The organism is Streptococcus danieliae, assembly GCF_013415245.1.
Taxonomy (GTDB): Bacteria; Bacillota; Bacilli; order Lactobacillales; family Streptococcaceae; genus Streptococcus; species Streptococcus danieliae_A.
This window is the reverse complement of record NZ_JACBXX010000209.1, coordinates 1-1,279: the sequence shown is the minus strand read 5'-3', so window position 1 is coordinate 1,279 and position 1,279 is coordinate 1. Positions and strand designations below refer to the sequence as shown.

Sequence of the window (1,279 nt, the reverse complement as noted above, 5' to 3'; positions counted from 1 at the left end):
CACGACAAACGCATGAAGAAAAGCAGAGTTTGTAAGTTTTCAGAAACCGATAATTATTCGAAAAAACTATCTCTTAAGTCTATAATTAACATAGGAGGTGGTTTTATGAATCTCTTAATTACCTATTTGAAGTCAATTCATGATAGAAGAGACAGTTGGAAAATCCGGCATACCCTTGTTGATATTGTCCTTCTCATTTTCTTTGCTAGATTGTCTGGAGCTGAGTATTGGGAAGATATTGAAGATTTTGGTAAGTGTTACGAGCATAATCTACGTTCTGTCCTGTCGTTAGAAAATGGTATCCCATCACATGACACGATGCAACGTGTATTTGCGACACTAAATCCAGATGTTTTAATCAATATGACTAAGATATGGGCAGGTATCTTGGAAGAAGCCCACTTAGATGAAGGTAATTTCTCAACCTTTTCTAAACGATTGATCGCTATTGACGGAAAAACTATGCGTGGAAATGCCAGTGCTAAACAAAATCCTCTGCATGTGGTCAGTGCCTATGCGACGGAAGCTGGGATTTGCTTTGGACAAGTTGCGACTAAAGAAAAATCTAATGAAATTACGGCTATCCCAGAATTATTAGATCAACTATCCCTTAAAAACTGTATGATTACCATTGATGCCATGGGTACACAGAAGGAAATCGCCAAAAAGATTATTGAGCAGGGAGGAGATTTCTGCTTAGCTGTTAAAGAAAACCAAAAGGGCTTGTTAGAAGACATTGCCGATTGTTTTACTTATGACCAGGAGTCCGTAGTAGATTATTACGAGACAACTGAAAAAGCCCATGGTCAAATTGAGACACGTAAGTATGAAGTTGTCCATGATACCTCCTGGTTCCGTAAGGATCATCCAGAATGGCCTCATATCCAGTGTTTAGGAAAAGCTATTTGCATCACTGACAAAGACGGTCAAGTGACACAAGTCGAACGCTATTTCATTCTGAGTACGAAGGTTTTGGCTGACGAACTAGGTAGCTATGTACGAGGGCATTGGAAAATTGAGAGCATGCACTGGCTACTGGATGTCGTTTTCCGTGAAGATGCCAATAAGACATTGAATAGACAATTAGCCTTTAACTTGAACATTATTGACAAGTTTTGTTTGAGTGTCTTGAAGAACCTAGATGTTGGAAAGAAGATGAGTTTAAGACGTAAAAAGTTTCATCTGAGCATGGTCTTTGATAGATATTTAAAATCATTGCTGTAAAAAAAGGTTCTGACTGAAGAAAAAATCAGTTAGAACCTTTCATGCGTTTGTCGTG

1 protein-coding gene is annotated in these 1,279 nt (G+C 38.3%); it reads left to right on the top strand.

What is annotated here, in order from left to right; genetic code table 11:
• Nucleotides 1–105 precede the first annotated feature (105 nt).
• Nucleotides 106–1,224: an ISAs1 family transposase gene (locus HZY94_RS09190; protein WP_179925895.1), complete on the top strand. Its 1,119-nt coding sequence runs from the start codon at nt 106–108 to the stop codon at nt 1,222–1,224.
• The last annotated feature ends 55 nt before the right edge of the window (nt 1,225–1,279 follow it).

What these genes read in the sequence shown, in the direction of transcription:
- HZY94_RS09190 (WP_179925895.1), top strand. Translation starts at nt 106, where the DNA reads ATGAATCTCTTAATTACCTATTTGAAGTCAATTCATGATAGAAGAGAC.